This window comes from Comamonas brasiliensis, from assembly GCF_018292285.1.
Lineage (GTDB): Bacteria > Pseudomonadota > Gammaproteobacteria > Burkholderiales > Burkholderiaceae_C > Comamonas > Comamonas brasiliensis.
This window is the reverse complement of the sequence record NZ_JAANES010000001.1, coordinates 621,841-639,245: the sequence shown is the minus strand read 5'-3', so window position 1 is coordinate 639,245 and position 17,405 is coordinate 621,841. Positions and strand designations below refer to the sequence as shown.

Sequence of the window (17,405 nt, the reverse complement as noted above, 5' to 3'; positions counted from 1 at the left end):
TTGTTTGCATAAGTCCTGGTTAAGATGCTTGCTCCGCCGGTCTGGCCGATCGGGCTACGGCGCAAAGTATTCCACAGCCGCTGCACCGCCGCCCTGCCACGCTGCAGGAACCGGAGCGCCAGGCCGGGTTTGCCGCCACACCCCGGACTGTGCCGCCAGTTGCGGCACGGCCTGCAGCCAGGCTGCCTGCCATTGCGCGGCAGACACGGGCTGCTGGGTGGCGGCGGGCTGCAGCCACAACTTGCCGGCCTGCGCCCATTGCTGCAGCAGATCGGCAGGCGGCGCCGTCAGCTCGGTCTGCAGGCGCGGCCAGGCCTTGAGTGCAGCCCGATGGCCGGGCTGCGCAAACGGGGCATTCCAGGCGCGGGCCTCTTCAGGCCCTTGGGCATCCACAACTGTGTGCAGCCCTTCCAGTCCTGCCATGGCCCTGGCCACATCCCAGGCCGGCTTGCGCGCTGCCTGCTCAAACCATTGCTGACGCTGCTGCGGCTGCGTGTTCAGCGGCCAGGTATCGATCAGCCACGCGCCGGCAAAGCGCTCAGGCAGGGCTTGCGCGGCGGCCAGACCCAGGCGGCCGCCATCGCCCTGCCCAACCAGCACCAGCCGCCGCAGGTCGAGCGCCTCGATCAGCTCGGTGATGATCTGCAGATGCCATGACGCGCTGTGCTGCTTGTCTTTCTTGGGCTGGTCGCTGCGGCCAAAACCCGGCAGATCGGGCACCACCACACGATGACCGGCGGCCAGCAGATCGGGCAGCAAATGCCGGAAGCCATAGCCCCAGCCCGGGCTGCCATGCAGACACAGCCAGGTCAGCGCGGCGTCCTCGGGCCCCTCATCGACCACGGCCAAACGCAGGCCCTGCAGCGCCGGCAGGTCGCTGCGCCACCGCGGCTGCCAGGGCCAGTCCGGCATGCCGGCAAACGCCTCATCGGCGTTGCGCAACGCCCAGTCCCTGAGCGGATGCGGCTGCTGAGCCTTTTTTTCCTGGCGTCGCAGCTGGAAGAACTCCGCCATCAGTGCCGAGCATTCCGCAGCCAACACGCCGCGCAGCACCCGCGTCTGATGATTGATGGCGGAGTAACCGAAGACATCGAGCACCGATCCCGCCGCGCCAGTCCTGGGCTCGGCCGCACCATAGACCACGGCGTCCACACGCGCATGCAGCATGGCGCCGCTGCACATGGTGCAAGGCTCCAGCGTCACATACAGCGTGCAGCCCTCAAGCCGGTAATTGCCGAGGGTCCGTGCCGCCTCGCGCAGGGCCTGCACCTCGGCATGGGCCGTAGGGTCCTGGGCCGAAAGCGGGCTGTTATGGCCACGGCCTATGACCTGCCCGTCCTTGATGACCACTGCCCCCACCGGCACCTCGCCGCAGGCGGCGGCGCAGCGCGCCTGCTCCAGCGCCTGGCGCATGAAGTGTTCGTGCACGGAAGCATCTTGATTCATAGCTCTATGCGCCTGACAGACAAGGCCCGAATGACATTTGCTCGAAAAGATCAGCGCCGCTCAATGGCCGCTGATCACCAGTTCCTTGCGTTCGCCGGAGTCATAGCCGTAGAGCGTGACGCGCGGATTCTGCAACTCGCCCTGCGAATCAAAGGCAATCGTGCCCGTCACCCCGTCGTGGCGGGTCTGGCGCAGGCGCGGCAGATACGCCTCGGCCTGGGCCGAATCGGCACTCAGCATCGCCTTGGCAAGCACCATGGTTGCGTCATACGCGTAAGGGCTGTAGACCTGATACTGGCCGGGAAAATGCTGATCGTACTTCTGCTTCCAGTGCAGACCGCCTGGCATATTGCCCAGGGAGCTGCCGCTCATCACGCAAACCACGTTCTTGAGCGCCGGCACCTTGTCGGCCATGGCAGGCAAACGCTCCGAGCACTGTGCATCGCCGCCCAGGAACTTCACCTGATTCATGGCCAGCTGCGACATCTGGCGCAGCATGAGCCCGGCCTGTGCATCGAGCCCGCCGAAGAAGATCGCATCGGGTTTGCGGCCTTTGATGGCGGTCAGGATGGACGAGAACTGAGTGGCCTTGTCGCTGGTGTACTGCTTGTCGACGATCTGCACATCGCGCTCGGCCGCTGCGGCTTCAAACAGCTTCACGATGCCTTGCCCATAGGCCGTGCGGTCGTCCACGATCGCGATGCGTTTGACGCCCTGATGCTTGACGGCATAGTCCAGCAAGGCATTGACCATGGCACGGTCATTGGCGATGACGCGGAAGGTGTCGTCATAGCCGGCCTCGGTAATCGCGGGGTTGGTGGCAGCAGGGGTGATATTGGGAATACCGCAGTCGTTGTAGATCTTGGCCGCCGGCAAGGTCGTGCCCGACTGAAGATGCCCTACCACGGCCGCCACCTTCTTGTCGCAGAAGCGGCGTGCCAACGCCGTGGCCTGGCCGGGATCGCCCGCATCGTCGCCGGCCTCCAGCTTCCACTGCACCGGGCGACCACCCAGCTGCAGCTTGCGGGCATTGAGCTCATCAATCGCCATGCGCACACCGTTCTCCTCATCCTTGCCCAGGGCTGCGATGGGACCCGAAACCGGGCCGCCGTGGGCGATGCGCACCACCAGAGGCTTTTCCAATTCCGCCGCATGAACGGACGACAGGGACACGGCGGCCAGCGCCAGGCTCAGGGCAGACGAGGTGCGAACACGGCGGCTCTGGGCCGAGCGATCAGTCATGGACATGCTTTCTCCTTGATGAAGCGGAAGGCTGTGGCATGCAAGCCTACGCCAGACCGGAACCTCATGCGTGTCGGCAAACCTTGCATACCACGTCAATGTGCAACCGAAGGGCAGTCCCTGGAGTGGAAGGGAAGGCTGCAGAGCTGGATCTGGCTCGGGTCTGCTGGCGCTGGGCACAGACTCCGGTTGCTGACGATAGGGCTGCTGAACCTGGCGGCTTCGCTCGCGCACCGCCGCTCTGTCAGCGCTGTGATTGTGCCCCGTTGAAGGGGATGGCGCCTGCCGCATCGGATTTTCCTGGCCGCAGAACAAGCTTTTCATCCCCCGCCCAAGACTGGCAGCAGCGCCAAAGCGCTCAGACCCCGAACCGCTTTCGCGATCTGCGCCGAGGCGGCCTGGGCCTGTTTGCCAAATCTCGCGATCCGCATGCGTCAACCAGGCCCCGCAGCGCTTGCCACCAGGGGCCTTCAGCCAGCCAGCACCTGATTCAGCGCATGAACAGACTGCGCCAGCGCGCGAATCTCGGTCTGCTGATGCAGTCTTTCCAGCCAGTGCGCAGGAATGCCGCTGCGGCCCCAGAACGCTCCCGCAATCTGGCCGCCAATGGCCGCTGTGGTGTCGGCGTCATCGCCCAGATTGGCCGCCTCCAGCACGGCGGCTTCAAAGCTCTCGTGCCGGTCGAAACACCACAAGGCGGCCTCCAGACTGTGCACCACATAGCCCGAGCTCTGGATCTGCTCGCGACTCTTGCTGCGCCAGCTGCCTTGCGCAATCTCGGCGATGCGCGGGCTGCCAAACGGCAGCGCGGCCAGATCCAGCACCTGCGCCTTGCTGGCGCCCTGCAGGGCGCGGCTCAATGCCACGGCAAACAGACGGCAGGCATCCAGGCACTCCGCAGCGGCATGTGTGGTGCGAGAACTCAGCGCCGCCATCTCCTGCACTCTTTGTTCATCATGGGCATACGCCATGGCTACCGGCGCCAGCCGCATCAGCGAGCCATTGCCGGCGCTGCGTGCATCCTCACTGCCCGCGAGCGCATTGCCGGTACGCAGGTATTGCTGTATCGCCTCGCGCGTTGCCATGCCGATATCAAAGCATTGACCGGTGGAACTCCAGTAGCCCCACTGGTACCAGTTGGCATAGCGCGTCATCTGGTCCCTGGGATCGCAATCGCTTTTGACGACCAGGCTCTCGGCCAGGCACAAAGCCATGGACGTGTCATCCGTCCATTGTCCGGCCCTCAGTGAAAACGGCCCGCCCCCCACCATATCGGTCAGCGGTGCGAAGCTGCCGCGCGCCCGGAACTCCAGTGTCGTGCCCACGGCATCGCCGCAAGCCAGCCCCAGCAGAGCACCTTCAAAACGGTTCAGCGTGCTCATTGCCCGGCTCTCAACTGCGCGCGCGCGGCCATCAGCGCAAAACCCAGCAGGTTCTGTCCATGCCATTTGCGCGGCTGCTCGGCGTCGGGATGGGTTGCGCCCAGGCCGATGCCCCAGATGCGGTCGCGCGGACTGGCCTCGACCAGCACACGCTCGCCGGTTCTCAGCAGAAATTCCCCCATGGCCGGGTTCTGGGTAAATTTGGCAACATTGGCACTCACCACGATGTCGAAGCACTCCGCCTTCCAGCGTGCCTCGTCGAAATTGCGCACGCTGCGCCCAATCTGCTTGGCACTGGCCGGAGACGGCGCAGCCAGCACCTGCGCGCGCGCCTCTTCATCCCCAAACAGCCGCGCCTTGCCTGCCATCATGAAATGCTCCGCCGTGGCAAAGCGATCCCCCTCGACGGTGAATGGAGCAGAGAACCACTGGCTCAGGCAGCCTTTGCCCACCGAGCCATTCCTTTCGGCCTGATGGCCCCAGAAACAAAGGTATTTGGGACGGTAGCCCTGGTCGAGCTGGGTCACCAGATCCGCTACGGATCGAATTTCGTAATCTCGGTTCATGTCTGTTCTTCTTGATATTGGTTGAGCCACCAACGGGAAAAGTCCGCCAAAGTGGCGTGAGTGGAGTCAATAGCCTGCAGACCCGGCCCCGTATTGGGTGACCCGCCTTGCTCGCGCAGCACCAGCGCCTTGTGAATCCGGGCATCCACGCCGTCGAAATACGGCAGAAAGTCATCGACAAATGCCAGAGGCTGCAACTGCGCCAGGGCTTGTGCCTTGGGGCTTGGACCTGGAGCGGCACTGCCGCTGGCGGCGATCACACGCGAGACCGGAAAACCCAGCCGCCGCAGATTGAGCTGCCTTGCCTCGGCGAACTGCGGCTGGATTGCCGACACGCAGACCAGCTCATAACCGGCAGCGCACAGCTGCTCGCAAGCCTGGAGCGCACCTGCAATCGCGGGAATGCTTGACCAGAACTGCGCATCAAGGCTGGCACGAAAGCGGCTCAAGGCTTCGCCCTGCAGGCTGGCGACACCCCAGCGGTCCATGGCCCAGTAGGCGTCAGGCCGTTTCAGCGCGGGCCGCTCGCCAAATGCCAGCTCCCAGGCTGATGCATATGCCAGGTTGTAGTCCAGCAATACGCCATCCGCGTCGACGGCGATGATTCTCGAGGCATTCATGGCGCCAGCTTCAGCAGATACCGGACCGGGACGACATCGGTCAGCCAGACACCGTTGTCGGAGCGGTAGAACACATGGCCCTCGCCCTGCATGTGCGCGGCGTCCACCTGCAGCAGGGCCAGCTTGCCATGGCGACTGCCGACCTGAGAGGCCACTTCCACGCTTTCGGACAGATGAACATGGTGACGTGACTGCCGGTTAAGGCCCTCATGAAAAATCGCATCCAGAAAACGCGTGGCCGTGCCGTGGTAGAGCACTGCCGGAGGGCTGCTGGCTTCAAGACCCAGTTCGACCTTGATGGAGTGGCCCTGATTGGCGCGTATGCGCTTGCCATCCGCGCTGAAGGAATAGCGCTGCTTGTTGTTGTCCGCCACGATGCGCTGCAGTTCCTCCAGACGGGTCGGTCGCCCAGAGCGCGCCAGGCAGGCCAGCAGCTCATCCGTCCGGGCCCAGCCCGCCTCGTCGAGCTTGAGCCCTATGGTCTCGGGACTGTGCCTGAGCACCAGGCTGAGGAATTTGCTGCGCGCGGTGGTGTTTTGGTCTTTCATTTTCTTGTTCTCTTTTTCTCTTTGTTCCAGGCGGTCTGCCTGGCGCTCGACAGATGCTTGCGCTACCTGGGCAGCCAGGCCCTGCCTAGCTTTCCCGCATAAGTTGCATTAAACAACTTAAGCAAGTTGTACAATACAACCCATCCTTCATTCCGTCAAGCCTGATTCATGAGCGTTACACCGCGTCACTCCAAGCCAGCGCCGGACTTTCCTCGTCCCTACACCACGGTGGATGTGGTGATCTTCACGATTGCGCAAGGCTGCTTGAATGTATTGCTGGTGCAACGCCCAGGCCACGACGATGATCCATTTCCCGGCCTCTGGGCCTTGCCCGGCGGATTTGTGAATGTGGATCTGGATGCCGATCTGCAGGCCTGCGCCGCGCGCAAGCTCAAGGAGAAGACGGGTGTGGACAGCCCCTACCTGGAGCAGCTCGGCAGCTGGGGCAGCGCCCTGCGCGATCCCCGTGGCTGGTCGGCCACCCATGTGTACTTCGCGCTGATTCCCGCCCACGAGCTGCAGCTGACCAAAGGCGCCAATGCGGCCGATGTGGCATGGTTCGAAGTGGACGAGCTGCTGCACCGGCCCGCACTGGCGTTCGACCATGGCAGCATCCTGCAGACGGCGGTTGAACGTCTGCGCAGCAAGGTCGAATACACCTCGCTGCCCGCTTTTTTGCTGAGCGAGCCTTTTACTCTGCCCCAGCTGCAGCAAGTCTATGAAACCGTGCTGGGGCGCAGCGTGGACAAGAGCGGCTTTCGCACCCGCATGCTGGCAGCGAACTTTCTGCTTGAGGCCGGACATGTGGAAGGCACATCGAACCGTCCCGCCATGGGCTACCGGCTGGCGGACCGCAGCGGCCCCGTGGTTTTCCCCCGAACCTTCAGCCCACGCGGCCATTGAACCAGACGATTACCCACCGCTGTGCCGAAACCGGGGCTTGCTGAGATAATCCTGCCCCTATGTCTCTCCTGCCCCACCAGCTCGAACTCCTGTCCCCGGCGCGTGATGCCGATATCGGCATCGAAGCCGTCAATCATGGCGCGGACGCCGTCTATATCGGCGGCCCGGCCTTTGGCGCGCGCGCGACGGCAGGCAATGACATCCGCGACCTAGAGCGGCTCATCAAGCATGCCCACCGCTTCGGCAGCCGCATCTTCATCACGCTCAACACCATCTTGCGCGACGATGAGCTGCAAGGCGCGCGCGATATGGCCTGGCAGATCTACAACGCCGGAGCCGATGCACTGATCATCCAGGACATGGGGCTGCTGGAGCTGGACCTGCCACCCATCCAGCTGCACGCGTCCACCCAGACCGACATCCGAACGCCCGAGAAGGGCCGCTTTCTGCAGGACGCCGGTCTGTCGCAGATCGTGCTGGCACGCGAGCTGGACCTCAAGCAGATTGCCGCCGTGCGCGCCGCGACAGACCCCAGTCGCACCACCATCGAATACTTTGTGCATGGCGCACTGTGCGTGGCCTACTCGGGCCAGTGCTTCATCAGCCATGCCCATACGGGGCGCAGCGCCAATCGCGGCGACTGCAACCAGGCCTGCCGCCTGCCCTATGAGGTGACGGACGCCAGCGGCCGCATCATCGCGCATGAAAAGCATGTGCTGTCCATGAAGGACAACAACCAGAGCGACAACCTGCGTGCGCTGATCGATGCCGGCGTGCGCAGCTTCAAGATCGAGGGCCGCTACAAGGACATGGGCTATGTGAAGAACATCACGGCCCATTACCGCAAGCTGCTCGACGAAATCATCGAAGAACGCGAGTTCTCCGATCAGCCGCTGGCGCGCTCGTCGTCAGGCCGCACCACTTTCTCGTTCGAACCCGATCCGGACCAGAATTTCAACCGCGAGTTCACCGACTACTTCGTCAACGGCCGCAAGGACGACATCGGCGCCTTCGACACGCCCAAGACACCGGGTCGTGCCATCGGCTGGGTGACCCAGGTCGGCGACAAATGGTTCGAGATCGAGACCAGCGACAAGGCCGCCGAGCTGCACAACGGCGACGGCCTTTGCTACTACGATCTGCAAAAGGAACTGGTGGGCGTGCACATCAATCGTGCCGAATGCGTGAGTGCCAAAAAAGGCATCTGGCGTGTCTTCCCCAAAAACGAGATTGCCGAGTTCAAGGACCTGCGCAAGGGCCTGGAAATCAACCGCAACCGCGATATGGACTGGGTGCGCACACTGGAGAAGAAGTCCAGCGAACGCCGCATCGGTCTGTGGGCCGAGTTCAAGGAGACCGCTTCAGGCTTCGCGCTGACGCTGACCGATGAGGACGGCTTTGTCGGCACGGCCATCATTGACCAGGAACACCAGAGCGCTACCGATGCCGCAAAGTCCCAGGCCTCGCTGCGCGAGCAGCTGGGACGCTTTGGCGCCACGGTTTTCGCGGTGAACGATATTTCGCTGAGCCTGAGCCAGCCCTGGTTTGTCCCGGCATCGGTGCTCAACCAATTGCGCCGCGATGCCGTTGCCGCATTGGAGCAGGCCCGCGCCGACGGCTTTGTGCGCCTGCCCCGTGCCAAGCCCGCGGAGCCACCCGTGCCTTTCCCTGAAGACACGCTGACCTATCTGGCCAATGTCTACAACCAGAAGGCCCATGACTTCTATGTCAAACATGGCGTGAAGATCATCGACGCTGCCTACGAGAGCAAGGAAGAGGAAGGCGAAGTCTCGCTGATGATCACCAAGCACTGCGTGCGCTTCTCGATGAGCCTGTGCCCCAAGCAGGCCAAGGGCGTGATCGGCGTCAAGGGCACCATCAAGGCCGAGCCGCTGCAGCTGATCAACGGCAAGGAAAAGCTCACGCTACGTTTTGACTGCAAGCCCTGCGAAATGCATGTGGTGGGCAAGATGAAGAAATCGGTGCTCAACCAGCATGCCCGGGAAATGAAAGAGTCTCCCATGCAGTTCTATCGCACGCGCCCCACACCTCAGCAGCCTTCCTGAGCGCGCGCCAGCCCGCAAAATGGCCCGCCACCGGCAACGGTTGGCGGGCTTTTTTACAGACTCAGAACCACTGGTGAAAACCCTTGGTTTAATCCCTTCACGTAAATCGTCTATTTTTTAGGCAATCCGTGCAAAGCACCATCTGGCGCGGGTTTCAGGGCTTGAAAGCATAGTTTTCCACAAGAGCGTCCACATGATGCGGGGATAAAAACTGAGGCTTCCATCACACACAACTGTATGCATTAACAGTTGCAAGAATCAGGACCGAACACGCGCCAAGGTTTCGACCACGGACAGCTTTGCACAAGCCTCTTCGAGCAGCCTTGCCACCGCCGGCACCAGGGTGCTGAAACTGGCAAACCCATGCAACATGCCTTGCGCGCGCAAGCAGGCAACGGGCACGCCGGCCTGCTGCAGACGCTGGCCAAAAGCCTCGCCCTCGTCGCGCAATATGTCCAGCTCCGCCGTCACCAGCACCGCGGCAGGCAGACCTGCGACATCGGGGTACTGCATGATGGAGGCCAGAGGATGCGCTGGCATGGCAGGGTGATAGTGGTGCCACATCGCGGCCATGGCTTCGGTGGTGAGAAACGGCATCTGCCCGTATAGCGCATGCGATGGTGCATTCATATGCGCATCGCAGACCGGATAGAGCAGCAGTTGCCGGGCTATGCCTCTCCAGCCGTCTTCTTTTGCGCGCAGGCAGGTGGCAACAGCCAGATTGCCCCCCGCGCTGTCGCCCGCCACCATCAACTGCCGCGCATCGCAATGCAGCTCGGCCGCATGCTGCGCCACCCAGCGTGTGGCGGCATAGGCGTCGTCCAGCGCGGCGGGGAAGACATGCTCGGGAGCCAGGCGGTAGTCGACCGACACCAGATTCATGCCGGTCAGGCGCGCCAGATGGCGGCACAGATTGTCATGCGTGTCCAGCGTGCCTATGCACCAGCCGCCGCCGTGGAAATAGACCATGACCGGTGCCGCCTCCGCGGAGCCGGGGCGGTACAGACGCAGTCTGAGCGGCTGGCCATCGCCGCCGGGAATGTCGATCTCGCGCACCTCATGCATGGGTAGGTCGGCAGGCGGGAAAGCCATGTGGTCCATGAGCTTGCGGATTTCGGGCACTGGAGTGGTCACGAAATCCATGGACGGAGCATCCTTGAACTGCTCCAGCACAGCTGCCATTTCGGGGTGTATCTGCATCGGGACTCCTTGAAGTTGATGGAGCGCGCCCGCTCGGGTCTGGCCGGGCGCGGGGGGGCAATCAGGCCGCCAGCTCTTCGGTCTGATGATGGATGTAGTCCTGCCAAACCGGCTTGGTCATTTCCTGCCTGAAGCGCGACTGAGACCAGGGCCAGGTGTTGGGCACGCCGTTCTTGTCCAGGTACCAGCTGCTGCAGCCCGAGCCGAAGACCGAGCCTTTGGCGGCCTGCAAGCGCTCACGGTCGTACTGCGCCAGCGCTTCGGGCCTGGCCGATAGCCCTGCCACACCGGCTTGCTCGCCGCGCTCTATCAGCTGCGAGATATAGCCCCACTGCATTTCCGAGGTATCGATCAGCGAGAAATTGCCCACGGGAGAGGTCGGCCCGTTCATGAAGTAGAAGTTGGGAAAGCCAGGCACCGAGATGGACTTGTAGGCCGTGGGCACATCGCTCCAGGCCTGCTCCAGCGTCGCAGCGTTCAGACCTTTCACATTCATGGGGCGCACATAGCGGTCGGTCTTGAATCCCGTGGCCAGCACGATGATGTCCACCTCGTGCAACACGCCGTCGCTGGTTCGCACGCCGCTTTTCTCGACCTGGTCGATAGCTTCGGTGATCAGCTCGGAATCCGGCTGCTGGATCGCCTGGTAATAGTCGGGCGAGTAAATCAGACGCTTGCAACCTGCACGGTAATGGGGCTGCAGCTTTTGCCGCAAGGCGGCATCGGCCACCGAAGCATCGAGGTTGTCCTGGCAGATTTTCTGGATTTCCTGGATCTGCTCGGAATCCGGATCCAGCACCCCTTCGGTAAAACGCTCCACATTAGCCATATAGGTGGGTTCGCGCTGCAGATAAACCAGCAGGTCCCGGTTGCTGCGGAATTCGGCGCGCTGCTCTTCGCTGAAAGCCGGATTCTCGACCGGGAAGATCCATTGGGCCGTACGCTGAAAATGCCGCACCTTGGCGCGTGATGCGAGAGCCGAGACGATTTGCACGCCCGTCGATCCTGTGCCGATGATGGCGATCCTCTTGCCGTCCAGCGGTACCGAATGATCCCAGCGCGCACTGTGGATCAGGCTCCCCCCAAATTCATCCAGCCCCTTGATTTGCGGATAGTTGGGGTGGTGCAGCACACCTGTGGCGGCAACCACCACCTTGCCCTGGTATTGCTTGCCATGCTGATCCTGCAGCGTCCAGGCCTCGCCCGTCCATTCGGCACGCGTGACTTCGGTATCGAACTTCGCAAAATCGGCAATACCGTATTTCCGGAACACACCTTCGAAATACTGCTGAATCTCGGCTCCGGGCGGAAGTACCCGGGACCATTCGGGATTGGGTTCGAAAGAATAGGTATAAGCGTGCGATGGCACATCGCAAGTCAAACCTGGATAGGTATTATCTCTCCAGGTTCCTCCCAATGTTTTCGCCTTTTCCAGAATAATGAATTTCTTTCCACTATTCTTCAGATGAATACCCGCCAGAATACCGGACATTCCGCAACCAATAACTATGACATCATATTTCATTGGAAATCCTTAAATAGCAATGACTTTGGCTGCAGAGAATCCACCATCCACTGGAAGATTGACCCCGGTAATAAATGAAGACATATCGGAAAGCAAAAATGCCACGGCATTACCCACCTCTTGCGGCTTGCCTGCCCGCTTGAGCAAATGCATGGCCTCGAAAGCCTGGCCCACGGGCTGCTCATCGAGCATGGTGGTCATCGGCGTATGGATGTAGCCGGGGCTGATGCTGTTGACCCGCACACCGCAGGGACCGAGCTCCGCTGCCAGACTGCGCACCATCTGGATCACCGCCCCCTTGGAGGTGCAATAGGCCAGATTGCTCGGGTTGCCCAGCATGCCGTTGATGCTGGCGATGGCGACGATGGAGCCCAGGCCTCGCTGTTTCATGTGGCTTGCCACGGCACGGGCACTGAGCATGGTCCCCGTCAGATTGACCTGCAGCACTTGCTCCCACTCCTGCAGCGCCATGCTCTCCAGATCGCCGACACGCGAGATGCCTGCCGAGGTCACCAGCCCATCAATCTGCCCGTAGCGATCCAGCATGGAAGCCACCAGTTCATGGGTCAGCTTCTCGCTGCTCACGTCGAGCCTGCGAAATTCGCAGCCCTGCGGCAAATCCTGGCTTTGATGCAGATCGGCACATACCACCTTGGCGCCGCTGGCGGCCAGAGCCTGGGCACTGGCCAGGCCGATACCCGACGCACCGCCTGTAACCAGGATCACTTTGTCTTTCAAACCACTGATGAATGGATTCATTTCAAGCCTCAATACTGACTGACCGCCACCACTTGGCGATGAGGATTGAGATTTTTGGTTTTTTCCAGATTCAAATCACTCTGAATTTTCCTCTTTACAAAAACAGTTTGTGTTTACAGTTCCTGGTGAAAACCATTAATCCATTTGGACGTACTGTGTCCTGGTTTTTTATATGTCAAGCAGGTGTTCTTAGTGAACCAATCAATATGGACTGTAAACACCGCCAATAACTGTCAAGCGGGAATTCGCGGGAAATATCAGCAAGCCGGCAATGCTTTAATCCACTCATATTTAGCCAATGAGGAAATCATGAAAGTTGCTGTCATCACCGGCGCAGCCAGTGGAATTGGTGCAGGCCTTGCCAAAAAAGCCGTCGCCCTTGGAATGCAGGTCGTGGTTGCCGACCGCGACCAGGCGGGTCTTGAGAGAATCGTGCTGGAGTTGGGAGATCAGGCATTGGCCGTGGTCACCGATGTCACCAGTCAGGCATCGCTGGATGCATTGGCCGACAAGGCCTATGCCGCTTTCGGTCAGGTCGATCTGCTGTTCAACAACGCAGGTGTGCTGAGCACCGGCAATAGCTGGGAGATCAGCGATGCCAGGTGGCAACAGGCCTGGCAGGTCAATGTCAACGGCATCGTCAACGGCCTGCGCTCTTTTGTGCCACGTCTGCTCAAGGCGGAGCGGGCCGCCCGCATCATCAACACGGCATCGGTGGGGGGCTTTCTCCCCAGCGCCATGATGACGCCCTACTCCGCCACCAAGTTTGCGGTGGTCGCACTGACCGAAGGCCTGGCCGGCGAACTCGCGGCCATCAATCCGCAGATCAAGGTTTCGCTGCTGGCGCCTGGCCCCGTCAAGACCGCCATCTTCCGGGAAGCACCTGATGCAGCTTCGGCGCAGTTTCACGACATGATGACCCATATGCTCGATGAAAACGGCCTGGACGCCGAGGAGTTTGCAGAGCGCGTCTTTGCAGCCATCGAGCGCGGTGAATACTGGATCGTGCCCCAGCCCGAGATGCTGGACCCGCTGCTCAAGGCCCGCAACAAGCTCATCGAAACCCGCGCCGACCCGGTCCTTGGCAGCGCCCAATGAAAACGGGGCCTGCTTTCGCAGGCCCCCAGCTCTTGCAGCGCCAGCGCCAGCGCCGCAGATCAGGCGCCCCAGAGCTCCCTGGCCAGTTGCTCGAACTGGCGACGCATCACGTTCTTCTGCACCTTGCCGGTGGCCGTGGATGGAAAGGCCTCCACGAAATGCACCAGCTTGGGCATCTCGAAGCCGCTGAGGTGATGGCGGCAATGGGCCAGAATCGACTCCGAGTCCACTTGCGTGCCCGGCTTGCGCATGACAAAGGCACAGACCGCCTCGCTCCAGTGGGGATGCGGCAGGCCGAACACGGCAGCGGCCGCCACTTCCGGGTGAGCCAGCACCACGGCCTCCACCTTCACGCTGGCGACGTTCTCACCGCCGGTCTTGATCATGTCCTTCTTGCGGTCGATGAACTCCATTCGGCCCTGCCCATCCCACGTGCCCAGATCGCCGGTATGGTGCCATCCGAACTTCTGCGCCTCGGCCGTCGCCTTGGGATCCTTGAAATAGCCGAGCATGGCATTGGGGCCGCGGTGCACGATCTCGCCGACCTGGCCCGGCCCGAGCAGATTGCCACCGTCATCCATGACGGCGGTCTCGCAGGTGCTCAGCGAGCGCCCCCAGAAATTGGCATCGCATTCGGCATTGAGCAGCGGGTAGAAAGTCATGGTGGCCGGATAGATCTCGGTCTGCCCCGTCGCCAGGGAAATATTGCGGCACATGCGCTGCGCAATCTGGGCGATCAGGGGCTTGGGAATGGGCGCCATGGCATAGATGCATTGCCGGATGGTGGTGGGCGCAAATCCCGGATCGGCCAGTACCGCCGCATACATCAGGGGCAGCCCGACAAAAATCGTCACCCCCTCCTTGATGACCAGCTGACCCACCTCGGCCGGCACGAACTGCCGTGTCAGCACGGTGCAGGCGCCTGCCGCGAGAGCGGTCTGCACCAGCGCATGCTGGGCGCAGTGGAACAGGGGAAGCCAGCCGCTGAGCACATCGGCCTCGCCATATTTCATCTCGTCGATATTGCCCCTGACCGCCGCATACACCGAGAGATGGGAATGCACCACGCCTTTGGGATTGCCCGTGGTGCCGCTGGTGTACATGAGCAAGGCGGCTTGGTTGTCGTCGATGTCAACCTCGGGCAGGGTGTCGACCTGCCCTGCCTCGGCCTGCGCCAGAGACAGGCCCGGCAGCCCTTGCTGCACTTGCACACGCGCAATGATGAGAGGCAGTTGCAGCTGCTGCAAAAGCCCGGCCAGTCCGGGCAGGGCCAGCAACTCCTGATCGACCACCACGGCCGACACCTCTGCATGCCGCAGGATGTAGTCGATGCTCGATACCTCCAGCTTGATATTGACGGGCACCCACACCTGCCCTGCTTTGTGAATGGCGTTGCAGGCCACCACCATGTCTATGGAATTCGCACACAGCATGCCTATCTGCTTGCCAGGCCCCAGCGTTGACAGCAGATAGTGCGCGAAACGCGAACTTCGCGCATCCAGCTCGGCAAAGCTGATGCGTTCGTTGCCATCGACCAGCGCCGTTCGGCTGCCGAACTTGCGCGCCGTGCGGTAGAGCAAATCACCCAGCGCAATGCGCCGGATGCGCCGAGCCTCCTTCGTCAGACTCATCTCGATCATGGTTTGTCTCCTTGATAGTGTGCAACCCGGAACCCATAACCCACGCTTTTTCTTGTTGTGTCTCTAAGACTGCTGCGGCATTGCCATGGCAGCGGCGGCAACCATGGGCGAGAGCTGGCCCTGCGCCCCACCGTCACAGGCAATGACCGTGCCGGAGATATAGCTGGCCGCATCGCTGCCCAGAAACATGGCCAGTTGGGCAATATCAGCAGTGGTGCCCATGCGCCCCAGCGGCACCATGGCGCGCACCAGCGCATCCCCCTCGGCACCTTGCGGGGCCAGGCGGCGCATGCCTTCCGTGCCCTCGATGGGGCCGGGTGAAATGGCATTCACACGAATGCCCTTGGCACCCCACTCCAGCGCCAGCACACGCGCCAGATGGTCCACTCCAGCCTTGGCGGCGCAGACATGGGCCTGGTACATCATGGGCACGGTGGACTGCGGTGCGGTGATGAAGATCAGGCTCGCCCCGGGCTGGCGCAGATGCGCCAGAGCCTGACGCGCGACATGGAAGCTGCCCAGCAGATCGATGTCCACCACCACCTTGAAGGCGTTGGACGACATCTGCTCCGCAGGGGCTAGGAAGTTGCCGGCCGCGCCAGACACCAGCACGTCGACCGGCCCATGGCAGGTCACGGCCTGCGCCAGCGCCGCGCCCACCGCCTGCTCATCGCGCACATCGGCCACCACGCCGAAGGCCTGAGCGCCCAGCGTCGCCAGGGCTGCATCCACATTGGCCTGCTTGCGACTGACGACCGAGACCCTGGCCCCGGCCATCGCGTAGTTCTGGGCAATGCCCAGGTTGATGCCGGTAGTGCCGCCAAACACCATCACGTGACGGCCCGAAAAATCGAATTGCACATTCATGGACGGCACTCCTCTGCGCGCAGCAAGGCTTTCTGGATCTTTCCTGCCGGGGTCAGCGGCAACTCGGCGCGAAACACCAGCTGGCGCGGCAGCTTGTAGTCAGCGAGCTGCTGGCGGCAATGTGCGAGCAGCGCCTCCTCGTTCACGCTGGCACCGGGCCTGGTGACGATGTAGTAGCGTCCCACCTCGCCCAGAACAGGGTCCGGCACGCCGATGCCGGCAACCATCAACACGCCTGCATGACTGGCAATCACGCCCTCCACTTCGCTGGGATAGACGTTGAAGCCGCCCTGTATGAACATGTCCTTTTGCCGCCCCTTGAGGTGGATCAGGCCCTGCTCGTCGACCAGTCCCAGATCACCCGAATGCAGCCAGCCGCCGGCAAATACCTCTTCGTCCTGCTGCTGCCCCACATAGGCCGGAATCACCCCAGCACCGCGAAACCAAAGCTCGCCCACCTCTCCGGCCCGTAGTTCCTCGCCATCGGCCCCGGCCACGCGCAGCTGAGCACCTTGCAGCGGCTTGCCTATGCTGTGAAGCAGGGCTTGCTGATCTGCCTGCCAGGGCGTCATCGCGATGGCCCCCGAAGTCTCGGACAGACCGTAGAGGTTCATGATGCTCACGCCCGGAAACTGCTGCTGCAGCCGCTGCAGCAGCACCGGTTCCACATTCGAGCCGCCCACCACGATCAGGCGCAAGCGACTCATGTCCACCTCGGCCAGAAGCGGATGCATGAGCAGCAGCGTCAGCATGGTGGGCACGCCCACCAGCCAGGTCGGCCGGTGCTTTTGCGCCATCCTCAGCAAGGCTTCGGGGCTGAACATGGGCACCAGCTCGCAGCAGCCGCCCGCCAGCAGCATGGTCAGCACCCCGCAGGTGATGCCACCCACATGGTTGAGCGGCATGGCCAGTTGCACCATATCGTCCGCTGCAGCCTTCACATGCGCATGCTGCGCCAGCGCCGAGCCCAGCTGGGAGCGATGCGTCAGCCCTGCGGCCTTGGGCCTGCCCGTGGTGCCCGAGGTGTAGATGATCATCAGCAGGTCATCCGGTGCAGGGCCGGGGCCTGCAGGCAGGACTTTTGCGCCCGGCTGCAGCGACTGCTCGAAGCCCTCGTTCACCCACAGCAGATGCTCCAGCGCCGCAAGACGCTGACGGGCCCGCGACAGAGTGTTCTGGTAGTCGAAGCCGGCAAACTCGCGCGGTGCAAGCACGGCCTTGACCTGGCTGTCCTGCAGCATGAAGTCCAGCTCGGCATCGCGGTATCGGACGCTGAGGCCCACCACGACCAGCCCCGTCTTCGCCGCAGCCAGATAGCTCAGCACCCAGGGCAGACCGTTGGGCAAAATGATGCCGATGCGATCACCGGGCCGCAGACCCAGCGAGGACAGATGGGTGGCCCAGGCGCCGGCCATCACATCCACCTGCTGCCAGCTGTAGCTGCGCCCCTGGTCGATGTAGGCGGTCCTGTCTGGATGCGCGGCCACGGTCTGCGCCAATGCCTGGGCCACGGTCTGGGGAGTAGTACAAGCGTTCATCTGCA

15 protein-coding genes are annotated in these 17,405 nt (G+C 62.3%); 3 read left to right on the top strand and 12 right to left on the bottom strand.

The window, feature by feature from the left end; all coding sequences use genetic code 11:
- Positions 1–54: 54 nt before the first annotated feature.
- The 6 genes from tadA to DJFAAGMI_RS02860 all read right to left on the bottom strand — a co-directional run bounded on the left by tadA (position 55) and on the right by DJFAAGMI_RS02860 (position 5,804).
- A complete protein-coding gene (tadA, locus tag DJFAAGMI_RS02885; protein ID WP_211455866.1) occupies positions 55–1,446 on the bottom strand; it encodes a tRNA adenosine(34) deaminase TadA in 1,392 nt (463 codons plus the stop codon).
- A 60-nt stretch (positions 1,447–1,506) separates the two neighbouring features.
- Positions 1,507–2,694 (bottom strand): branched-chain amino acid ABC transporter substrate-binding protein, encoded by a 1,188-nt coding sequence (locus DJFAAGMI_RS02880; protein ID WP_211455865.1) that lies wholly within the window; start codon positions 2,692–2,694, stop codon positions 1,507–1,509.
- A gap of 464 nt (positions 2,695–3,158) precedes the next feature.
- Positions 3,159–4,070 carry an ADP-ribosylglycohydrolase family protein gene (locus DJFAAGMI_RS02875; protein WP_211455864.1) on the bottom strand — a complete coding sequence of 304 codons (912 nt, stop codon included), beginning with the start codon at positions 4,068–4,070 and terminating at the stop codon, positions 3,159–3,161.
- Positions 4,067–4,636: an NADAR family protein gene (locus DJFAAGMI_RS02870; RefSeq protein ID WP_211455863.1), complete on the bottom strand. Its 570-nt coding sequence runs from the start codon at positions 4,634–4,636 to the stop codon at positions 4,067–4,069. The genes DJFAAGMI_RS02875 and DJFAAGMI_RS02870 overlap by 4 nt, the downstream gene beginning before the upstream one ends.
- Positions 4,633–5,256 (bottom strand): HAD family hydrolase, encoded by a 624-nt coding sequence (locus DJFAAGMI_RS02865; protein ID WP_211455862.1) that lies wholly within the window; start codon positions 5,254–5,256, stop codon positions 4,633–4,635. The genes DJFAAGMI_RS02870 and DJFAAGMI_RS02865 overlap by 4 nt, the downstream gene beginning before the upstream one ends.
- Positions 5,253–5,804: an RNA 2'-phosphotransferase gene (locus DJFAAGMI_RS02860; RefSeq protein WP_211455861.1), complete on the bottom strand. Its 552-nt coding sequence runs from the start codon at positions 5,802–5,804 to the stop codon at positions 5,253–5,255. The genes DJFAAGMI_RS02865 and DJFAAGMI_RS02860 overlap by 4 nt, the downstream gene beginning before the upstream one ends.
- Before the next feature lie 168 nt (positions 5,805–5,972).
- Between DJFAAGMI_RS02860 and DJFAAGMI_RS02855 the strand changes: the two genes are divergently transcribed.
- Positions 5,973–6,707, top strand: coding sequence for an NUDIX hydrolase (locus DJFAAGMI_RS02855; RefSeq protein ID WP_043004434.1), 735 nt, complete (start codon positions 5,973–5,975; stop codon positions 6,705–6,707).
- Positions 6,708–6,766: 59 nt separating this feature from the next.
- Complete coding sequence (locus tag DJFAAGMI_RS02850) at positions 6,767–8,773, top strand: peptidase U32 family protein (protein ID WP_211455860.1); 2,007 nt, start codon at positions 6,767–6,769, stop codon at positions 8,771–8,773.
- 258 nt (positions 8,774–9,031) lie between these two features.
- On the opposite strand, the gene DJFAAGMI_RS02845 is transcribed toward DJFAAGMI_RS02850, so the two are convergent.
- The 3 genes from DJFAAGMI_RS02845 to DJFAAGMI_RS02835 all read right to left on the bottom strand — a co-directional run bounded on the left by DJFAAGMI_RS02845 (position 9,032) and on the right by DJFAAGMI_RS02835 (position 12,257).
- Positions 9,032–9,973 carry an alpha/beta hydrolase gene (locus DJFAAGMI_RS02845; protein WP_211455859.1) on the bottom strand — a complete coding sequence of 314 codons (942 nt, stop codon included), beginning with the start codon at positions 9,971–9,973 and terminating at the stop codon, positions 9,032–9,034.
- A 61-nt stretch (positions 9,974–10,034) separates the two neighbouring features.
- Entirely contained in the window at positions 10,035–11,498 is a 1,464-nt protein-coding gene (locus DJFAAGMI_RS02840) for a flavin-containing monooxygenase (protein ID WP_211455858.1), read from the bottom strand.
- A gap of 9 nt (positions 11,499–11,507) precedes the next feature.
- Complete coding sequence (locus DJFAAGMI_RS02835; protein WP_211455857.1) at positions 11,508–12,257, bottom strand: SDR family NAD(P)-dependent oxidoreductase; 750 nt, start codon at positions 12,255–12,257, stop codon at positions 11,508–11,510.
- Positions 12,258–12,566: 309 nt separating this feature from the next.
- Here DJFAAGMI_RS02835 and DJFAAGMI_RS02830 point away from each other — a divergent pair, with 309 nt between their 5' ends.
- Positions 12,567–13,355, top strand: coding sequence for an SDR family oxidoreductase (locus DJFAAGMI_RS02830; protein ID WP_211455856.1), 789 nt, complete (start codon positions 12,567–12,569; stop codon positions 13,353–13,355).
- A 59-nt stretch (positions 13,356–13,414) separates the two neighbouring features.
- Here DJFAAGMI_RS02830 and DJFAAGMI_RS02825 read toward each other — a convergent pair whose 3' ends face one another.
- The 3 genes from DJFAAGMI_RS02825 to DJFAAGMI_RS02815 all read right to left on the bottom strand — a co-directional run bounded on the left by DJFAAGMI_RS02825 (position 13,415) and on the right by DJFAAGMI_RS02815 (position 17,400).
- Entirely contained in the window at positions 13,415–14,995 is a 1,581-nt protein-coding gene (locus DJFAAGMI_RS02825) for a class I adenylate-forming enzyme family protein (RefSeq protein ID WP_211455855.1), read from the bottom strand.
- 63 nt (positions 14,996–15,058) lie between these two features.
- Positions 15,059–15,862 (bottom strand): SDR family oxidoreductase, encoded by an 804-nt coding sequence (locus DJFAAGMI_RS02820; RefSeq protein ID WP_211455854.1) that lies wholly within the window; start codon positions 15,860–15,862, stop codon positions 15,059–15,061.
- Complete coding sequence (locus DJFAAGMI_RS02815) at positions 15,859–17,400, bottom strand: class I adenylate-forming enzyme family protein (protein WP_211455853.1); 1,542 nt, start codon at positions 17,398–17,400, stop codon at positions 15,859–15,861. The genes DJFAAGMI_RS02820 and DJFAAGMI_RS02815 overlap by 4 nt, the downstream gene beginning before the upstream one ends.
- Positions 17,401–17,405: the final 5 nt, after the last annotated feature.